This window comes from Pseudomonas sp. YL2, assembly GCF_023063025.1.
In the GTDB taxonomy this organism is placed as follows: domain Bacteria; phylum Pseudomonadota; class Gammaproteobacteria; order Pseudomonadales; family Pseudomonadaceae; genus Aquipseudomonas; species Aquipseudomonas putida_A.
The window spans coordinates 20733-29216 of the sequence record NZ_JAJSLU010000010.1 but is presented as its reverse complement, the minus strand read 5'-3'; the positions used below and the strand labels follow the sequence as shown (position 1 = coordinate 29216).

Sequence of the window (8484 nt, the reverse complement as noted above, 5' to 3'; positions counted from 1 at the left end):
GGGGGGGGGGGGGTTGGCCGGGGAGGCGGCTCTTCAAGTATTGGTATACTCCACCTCCCCCACCCCCCCCGGGAGCAACCCCCCTCCCACATTGGAGATTTGTGGGGCTTAGAGTTCAGCAGCCAGACGCGAACCCTGGTTGATCGCGCGCTTGGCATCCAGCTCGGCCGCCACATCAGCGCCGCCGATCAGGTGCACACTCTGCCCCGCTGCGACCAGACCGTCCTGCAGATCCCGCAGTGGATCCTGACCGGCGCAGATCACGATGTTGTCCACCGCCAGCACTTGCGGCTCGCCGGTTTCGCCGATGCGGATGTGCAGGCCTTCGTCGTCGATTTTCAGGTATTCGACGCTGTTGAGCATCTGCACCTGCTTGTTCTTCAAGCCCGTGCGGTGAATCCAGCCGGTGGTCTTGCCCAGGCCATCGCCGACCTTGGTTTTCTTGCGCTGCAACAGGAACACTTCGCGAGCCGACGCGTGCGGCGCAGCTTTGATCCCGGCCACGCCACCGCGCGCTTCCAGGTTCGTGTCGATGCCCCACTCTTTCCAGAACGCGGTGCGATCCAGACTGGTGGCCACGCCTTCGTGCACAAGGAATTCCGAGACGTCGAAACCGATACCGCCCGCGCCAATCACCGCGACGCGCTTGCCCACCGGTTTGCGCTCGAGGATCACGTCCAGATAGCTAAGCACCTTGGCATTCTCGACGCCCGGAATCGCCGGCACACGCGGCGCGATGCCGGTGGCGAGGATGATTTCGTCGTAACCGCCCTCGACCAGCTTCGCCACGTCGACGCGAGTATTCAGGCACACCTCGACATTCGTGGTCTGCAGCTTGCGCTTGAAGTAGCGCAGGGTTTCGAAGAATTCTTCCTTTCCCGGCACACGCTTGGCGATGTTGAACTGGCCACCGATTTCGCTGGCTGAATCGAACAACGTCACCTGATGACCGCGCTCGGCGGCCACGGTTGCGGCGGACAGACCGGCAGGGCCGGCACCGACCACGGCGATCTTCTTGATCTGCTGCACCGGCAAATAGTTGAGCTCGGTTTCGTGACAGGCTCGCGGGTTGACCAGGCAACTGGTGAGCTTGCCGCCAAAGGTGTGATCCAGGCACGCTTGGTTGCAACCGATACAGGTGTTGATTTCGTCGGCGCGGCCTTCGGCGGCCTTGTTGACGAAGTCCGGGTCGGCGAGGAACGGCCGCGCCATCGAGACCATGTCGGCATCGCCTTCAGCGAGGATCTGCTCGGCGATTTCCGGGGTGTTGATGCGGTTGGTGGTGATCAGCGGAATGTTCACCGAACCACGCAGTTTGGCGGTGACCTTGCTGAACGCCGCGCGCGGCACCTTGGTGGCGATGGTCGGGATCCGCGCTTCGTGCCAGCCGATGCCGGTATTGATGATGGTCGCGCCGGCCTGCTCGATGGCTTTGGCCAGGGTCACGATCTCTTCCCAACTGCTGCCGCCCTCGACCAGATCGAGCATCGACAAACGGAAAATGATGATGAAGTTCGGGCCGACGGCTTCGCGTACGCGGCGGACGATTTCCACCGGCAGGCGCATGCGGTTTTCATAGCTGCCGCCCCAGCGATCGGTGCGGTGGTTGGTGTGCGCGGCGAGGAACTGGTTAATGAAATAACCTTCCGAGCCCATAATTTCCACGCCATCGTACTCAGCGCTCTGCGCCAGTACCGAACAGGTGACGAAATCGCTGATCTGTTTCTCGATGCCCTCCTCGTCCAGCTCTTTGGGCTTGAACGGGTTGATCGGCGCCTGAATCGCGCTTGGCGCCACCTGTTTCGGGCTGTAGGCATAACGCCCGGCATGGAGGATCTGCATGCAGATCTTGCCGCCCGCCTCATGCACTGCGCGGGTGACGATGCGGTGCTTGAGCGCTTCTTCCTCGGTGGTCAGCTTGGCTGCGCCGGAGTACACGCCGCCCTCGTCGTTCGGGCCGATACCGCCGGTGACCATCAGGCCGACGCCGCCACGGGCACGCTCGGCGAAGTACGCTGCCATGCGTTCGAAGCCACCCGGTTTTTCTTCAAGGCCAGTGTGCATCGAACCCATCAGGGTGCGGTTGCGCAGCGTGGTGAATCCCAGGTCCAGCGGGGCCAACAGGTGCGGGTAATGAGCGGCGGTCATCGGTAACTCCACAACGTGCGATCACGGAAATTGCGGGAGCTCTGCGTCCCCCGTCAGTCATGTTCGACAGACTAAGAGTCGCACTGCTGTCACTCAATGACCGAAACTGACAACTTATTGATCCAAATGCGCAGCGCCCCTTGGCAAGCGCAGGCATGCGCCCTACCCTAGTCGCCACACCCTGTACCCGGCTGTTGTTGGTTTTCATGCGCAAACTTCTGTATCTGTTTTTCTCCATGGCCATCGTTGCCGCCCTGACCACCTACGCCATGTGGGCGTCGGACCGGCCGGCGGGGCATTACCTGTCGGATCTGCGCATCAAACTGGCGGTCGATCAGGGCACGCCCGCCGACCGTGGCAATCTGCTGGGCATCCAGCCGGAACTGTTCCCCACCGACTACCAAAGCCCCGAGCGCCTGCACCGCAAACTCGCGGCCTACCTGCAGCAGGCCCAGGATCAGGGGCTGCTCAACGAAAAAACCGTGGTGGTACTGCCCGAGCATGTCGGCACCTGGCTGATGATCAGCGGCGAGAAAGACGAGCTCTACCAGGCGCCGACCCTGGTCGAAGCGATGAACTGGCTGGCGGCGAGCAATCCGTTGCTGTTCGCCCGCGCCTGGCTCACTGCCAAGGGCGAAAATCGCCTCGACGACGCGCACCTGCGCATGAAGTCCAAAGCCATGGCCAAGGATTACCAGGCGCTGTTCGGCGGGCTGGCCAAGGAATTCCACGTCACACTGGTGGCCGGCTCCATTGTCCTGCCCGAACCGAGTATTCGTGATGGCCGGCTCAAGCCCGGTAGCGGCGCGCTGTTCAACAGCAGCGTGGTATTCGGCCGTGATGGCGTGCCGCTGGGCCAGCCCCAGCGGCAGATGCACCCGATCTTCGAACAACGTGACGTGATCGGAAGCGAAGACGAGCACGCGATCAACGTGATCGAGACCCCGGCCGGGCGTCTGGGTGTGCTGATTGGCAGCGACAGCTGGTACCCCGACAACTATCGCCGACTCGACGAGCAAGGCGCGCAACTGGTGGCGGTGCCGGCCTTCGTCGTCGGTCACGACGCCTGGAATCAGCCGTGGGCCGGTTACAAGGGTTCGAGCACACCGGGGTCGGTCAGCCTCAAGCCCGGGGAAATCAGTGAAGGTCAGGCCTGGCATCGCCTGACACTGACCGCGCAGCCGCCGAGCAGTCGTGCGATCGCCGGCATGAGCGTGTTCCTGCGCGGCCAGTTCTGGGACAAGCCCGGTTCGGGACAAAGCTTCCTCAGCAGCAACGGTCAGCAATTCGCCGATGGCGAAGCCCGTGGCGCGCGTCTGCTGAACATCTGGTTGTAAGCCATGAAGCCGCTGCCGATGCGTCTGGGGGATCTGTCGGTAGGTTTCGTGCATAGCCTCGCTGATGCCGTGCGCAGCCAAGGTGCCGATCCGCAACCGCTGCTCGAACAATATGGGCTGGATGCTGCGCGACTGGCCGAGGCCGGCGCGCGGTTGTCGATTCCGCGCTACATGCGTCTGGGGCACAGCGCGATTCAGTTGACCGGCGATCCGGCACTGGGCTTGCGCATGGGCCAGCTCAGCCGCTTGAGTCAGGCCGGGCTCGCCGGGGTCACTGCGGCGCAGGCGCCGACCGTGCGCGAGGCCGCCCGTTGTCTGATCCGCTTCGAGCCGCTGTACGGCTCCAACTATCGCGGGCAGTCGAGTTTTCACGAAGACGCTCATGGCGCGTGGCTGCGCTTCTATTCGATCAGCCCGTACAACGCCTATAACCGTTTTGTAGTGGATTCGATCATCGCCGGCTGGCTGCATCAGCTGTCCAGCGTCGGTCGCGAGCCACTGCGCGCCGAACGCATCGAGATCGAATTTGACGCGCCGGACTATCGCGACGCCTACAACGTCTTGGGCGACTGCCCAATCCAGTTCGGCGCCGAACGCAATCAATTGCGCCTGAACCTGAACAGCCTCGCACAGCGTAATCCCGAGCACTGCCCGAGTACCTGGCGGCATCTGCTGCAATTGTGTGAACGGGAACTGGAGCAATTGACCCGCACCCGCAGCCTGCGTGAACGCATCACTCAACTGCTGGGGCCGTTGCTCAATGGTGGCCGGGAACCCGACCTGGAAGAAGTGGCGGCGCGCCTGAAGCTGCCGACCTGGACGTTGCGGCGCAAACTGGCCGAGGAAGGCACGCAGTTTCGCGCGATCCTCAATGACACCCGCCGTGATCTGGCGATGACCTACATCCGCGACACCGAACTGGCGTTCGGCGAGATCGCCTACCTGCTGGGCTTTGCTTCAGCCGAGGCGTTTCAACGCGCCTTCAAGCGCTGGAGCGGCCAGACCCCCGGCGAGTTTCGCCGCAGTCATCGCAAAACCGCCTGACACCTTACAACTCGGTGGCGTCTTCGGCCGGCTCTGGCTGATCCAGTTCATACGCCTGGAATTCGAGCAGTTCTTCTTGATAGTCGTCCATCGTGTGATCCCCCTGCTGCCCGCTTGAAAAATAGCCCGGCCACATGACCAGTGCCTCGAGCCTATCGTGCCCGTATGAAGGAAAAGTGACATCCAGCCTTCATGAATAAAACGTAGCAGGTGGTCAGGAATTTATCGCAGGATTTTTGTCGGGGGAATGTAACGAGATTTGAGTACACCACAAAACAAATGTGGGAGCGGGCTTGCTCGCGAAAGCGCAGTGTCAATCAACATATACATTGACTGATACTCCGCTTTCGCGAGCAAGCCCGCTCCCACAGGAGGGCTGCGCGCAGCTTATTGCATCGCCGGAATCGGCTCCGATGGCGGCGGGATATTGGTCGGGTTGGCCGGCGGCGTGATCGTTTCGGTAGCCGGTGCAGGCTCTGCACTCGGTGCCGGGGTGATCGGCGCTGACTCGGCCGGCGGCACCACTGGCTCAGAACCCGTTGGCGTCGGCGCAACCGGAGCGGGGGCCGGGGTCGCTGCCGGGGCTACCGGCGTCATGTTTTGGGCAGGCTCGACAATCCCGGCTGGCGGCGGTGCAGGCGTTGCCTCTACCGCCGGTGCAGGTGTAACCGGCGCTACAGCGGCAGGCTTGGGTTCAGGCACACCGAGATCGGTCTTGGGTTTTTCTTCGATGTGCGCGGCTTTCTTCGCATCGGCTGGCAGGAACAACTCAACCAACGTGAAGAACCGCTCGTAGAACTTCTGCGAGGTCACGGTTTCGCTGGCGACCTTGACCATCGAATCATCGGAGGAACCGATCGGCATCGACACCGAACCCAATACGCCAACCCCGAGACTGGCGGAGTTGTTGGTCTTCTTCAGCGCGTAGCGATCCTGCAGGGCATTGGCGAACACCGTGGCATGGTGCTTGGCACTGCCATCTTCGGCACACACCACATTGAAGCTGATTTCCAGGTGGGTTTCCCCGGTCTGCTGGAAACTCTTGTGGCCACTGACCAGTTTCGGGTCACTGCTGGTGATGATGTAGCCCTGGCTGAGCAACGCACGACGGGCCGCCTCGCAACTCGCGGTGTCGGCCACCGGATAATTGCGCGAGAACGTGCCGGAATCATCGAAGTTCTCATGCTCATAGATCGGCTTGTCCTTCGAACAGCCAGCAACAGCGGTCAACAACAGCGCCAACCCAACGACACGCATGGGAGTTGAAATCAACATTGAACATCCTGAGGAAAAACAGTCCGGGGCGTATTGTGCAACAGAACGTGGCCCTGCGGCGCATGGATTGTGTCTTAAAGCCGTTACAACCCTATTGACCCTTGTTTGCCGGAAAAAGTCGCAGAGACAAGTGATCAATGAAGACGCGCAATTTGGCGGTGGCATGGCGACTGGAGGGCCACAACACCCAGAACTGACCGGTGTGCTTCATATGCGCATCCAGCACTCGCTGCAAACGCCCCTGCGCCACATCCTCATGGGTCATGAAATCCGGCAGGCAGGCGATACCCATCCCTGCCAAGGCTGCATGATTGACGGCTTCGATGGAGGTGGTGACCAGCCGCGTCGGCAAGCTCGGCTCCGGCGCGCCCTCCTCGCCAATCAATGGCCACGGCTCCAGCTTGCCGGTGGCATGAAAGGTGTGCCGCAAGCAGGCGTGCTCCGCCAGATCGGCGGGGATTTGCGGCACGCCGTGCTCCCGCAGATACAACGGGCTCGCCACCAGCACCATGTGAAACTCGCCCAAGGGCCGCGCCATCAGCCGTGAATCTCGTGGCTGACCGGTACGAATCACCGCATCGAAGCCCTCCTCGACCACGTCGACCATGCGATCAGTCAGGTCCAGATCCAGCTCGATCTGCGGGTACAGCGCCATGAACTCATTCATCACCGGCATTACCAGCCCGTGCACCTGCGGCAGGCTGATGCGCAGTTTGCCATGGGGCTGCGAGGCGGAATCGCAAAGTTCGAACTCGGCGGCTTCCACCTCGGCGAGAATTTTGCGACAGCGTGCGAGGAACAGCGCGCCCTCGCTGGTCAGGGTGATGCTGCGGGTAGTGCGATGAAACAGCCGCACGCCCAATCGCGCCTCCAGCCGGGCGATACTTTTGCCCACCGCTGAAGACGACACGCCCTGCAGCCGCCCAGCCTCGGTAAAACTGCGGGTCTCGGCGACTTGAACAAACACCGAAATACTGCCCAGACTGTCCATTCCGCCCCTCCGATTCACGACATCCGTGTCCGATATGTTCGGAACCGTAACCCATTTTTCTCCACTGCGCAGCGCCCTAGCCTATGGCCTTCACCCACTTCGGCACATGGACGCTGACTCATGAACGACGCACAACTGACCTCGGCCCTCACCCAGCCAGTCGACACCCGCGAACGATTGCCCCTCGGCGCGCTGCTGGCCCTGGCCACCGCCGGTTTCATCACGGTGCTGACCGAAGCCATGCCCGCCGGCCTGCTGCCACAAATGAGCGCGGGGCTGAATGTCTCCCAGGCACTGATCGGGCAACTGGTCACCCTGTACGCGATTGGCTCGATGCTCGCCGCCATCCCGCTGACCATCGTCACCCGCAGCTGGCGTCGTCGGCCATTGCTGCTGACAGCCATTGGCGGCTTCGCCATCGCCAACAGCATCACCGCTCTGTCGGAGTGGTACTGGCTGACCCTGATCGCACGTTTGCTCGCCGGGATATTTGCCGGGCTGCTGTGGGCGTTGCTGGCAGGTTACGCCAGCCGCATGGTCGCGCCACACCTGCAAGGCCGGGCAATCACCGTCGCCATGCTTGGCGCGCCGCTGGCACTCTCGCTGGGCATCCCGGCCGGCACGCTACTCGGCACGCTGGTCGGCTGGCGCCTGAGCTTCGCCATCATGACTGCGCTGACGCTGTTGCTGGTGATCTGGGTGCGCTGGCAAGTGCCGGACTTTGCCGGAGAACACGCAGGAAAACGCCAGCCCCTACATCAGGTCTTCACCCTGCCCGGCGTACGCTCGGTGCTGTTCGTGACCTTGACCTACGTGATCGCCCACAACCTGCTGTACACCTACATCGCACCGTTTCTGCAACCGTCAGGACTGGCCAGCGATATCGACCGGGTACTGCTGGTGTTCGGCCTGGCCTCAGTGCTGAGCCTGTGGATCGTCGGCAGCCTGATCGATCACTGGCTGCGCGAGCTGATGCTGATCAGCACGCTGCTGTTCATGCTCTCCGCCATCGCCTTGGGCCTGTGGCGAGAATCGGCGACCGTGGTCTACATCGCCGTCGCCGTGTGGGGATTGGCGTTTGGTGCGATGCCTTCGCTGCTGCAGACTGCCTCGGCGAAAACCGCTGGAGAGGCTGCCGATACGGCGCAGTCGATGCTGGTGACATTGTGGAATGTCGGGATTGCCGGGGGTGGCCTGGCGGGTGGTTTGCTGCTGGGGAGTCTGGGGGTTGGGGGGTTTCCGTGGATTGTTGTGGGGTTGCTGGTTTTGACCTTGAGTGCGGTGCTGAGGGCGAGGGGCTATGGGTTTGTGTGATTGGGATGTTTGTCTGTGAGGGGTCGGGCGACTAGTCGGCCGTCTTCGCTGGCAAGCCAGCTCCCACAGTGGGATTGAGTGCAGGCAGTTGGAGATTGGTCGTCTGTCAGGCCGCCATCGCGAGCAGGCTCACTCCTACAGTAAAGCAAAAGCCGACCGCACGCTTTTCACCACTCAACAGGATGAGCGCAAGCTCGGCTGCAGCTCTTGATCTTGCCGTGCCGGCCCCATCGGCAGGCTGAGTGGAGGGGTTTATCCGGGGGAAGGAGCGCAGCGACGTTTGGCGAAGCCAAACACATCGAGAGGAGGTGCAGCGAAGCAAACCGGAGGCGATGCCCCCGGATGAATCCCGTAACGAAGGAACCCGAGCCACGG

At 62.2% G+C, this 8484-nt stretch carries 7 protein-coding genes; 3 read left to right on the top strand and 4 right to left on the bottom strand.

Translation table 11 applies throughout. The features are described from left to right. Positions 1-108 precede the first annotated feature (108 nt). Positions 109-2148: an NADPH-dependent 2,4-dienoyl-CoA reductase gene (locus tag LVD08_RS15485; RefSeq protein WP_247268572.1), complete on the bottom strand. Its 2040-nt coding sequence runs from the start codon at positions 2146-2148 to the stop codon at positions 109-111. Positions 2149-2354: 206 nt separating this feature from the next. Between LVD08_RS15485 and LVD08_RS15480 the strand changes: the two genes are divergently transcribed. Next, complete coding sequence (locus LVD08_RS15480; protein WP_247268571.1) at positions 2355-3485, top strand: nitrilase-related carbon-nitrogen hydrolase; 1131 nt, start codon at positions 2355-2357, stop codon at positions 3483-3485. Between the two features lie 3 nt (positions 3486-3488). Further along, a complete protein-coding gene (locus LVD08_RS15475) occupies positions 3489-4529 on the top strand; it encodes an AraC family transcriptional regulator (protein WP_103369258.1) in 1041 nt (346 codons plus the stop codon). A gap of 4 nt (positions 4530-4533) precedes the next feature. On the opposite strand, the gene LVD08_RS28055 is transcribed toward LVD08_RS15475, so the two are convergent. The 3 genes from LVD08_RS28055 to LVD08_RS15465 form a co-directional block, all read right to left on the bottom strand. After that, positions 4534-4665 carry a hypothetical protein gene (locus LVD08_RS28055; RefSeq protein WP_274621205.1) on the bottom strand — a complete coding sequence of 44 codons (132 nt, stop codon included), beginning with the start codon at positions 4663-4665 and terminating at the stop codon, positions 4534-4536. 251 nt (positions 4666-4916) lie between these two features. Next, positions 4917-5804 carry a DUF2242 domain-containing protein gene (locus LVD08_RS15470; protein ID WP_247268570.1) on the bottom strand — a complete coding sequence of 296 codons (888 nt, stop codon included), beginning with the start codon at positions 5802-5804 and terminating at the stop codon, positions 4917-4919. A gap of 91 nt (positions 5805-5895) precedes the next feature. Then, positions 5896-6795, bottom strand: a complete 900-nt coding sequence (locus LVD08_RS15465; RefSeq protein ID WP_247268569.1) for a LysR family transcriptional regulator — start codon at positions 6793-6795, stop codon at positions 5896-5898. A gap of 120 nt (positions 6796-6915) precedes the next feature. Here LVD08_RS15465 and LVD08_RS15460 point away from each other — a divergent pair, with 120 nt between their 5' ends. After that, positions 6916-8109 carry an MFS transporter gene (locus LVD08_RS15460; protein WP_247268568.1) on the top strand — a complete coding sequence of 398 codons (1194 nt, stop codon included), beginning with the start codon at positions 6916-6918 and terminating at the stop codon, positions 8107-8109. Positions 8110-8484: the final 375 nt, after the last annotated feature.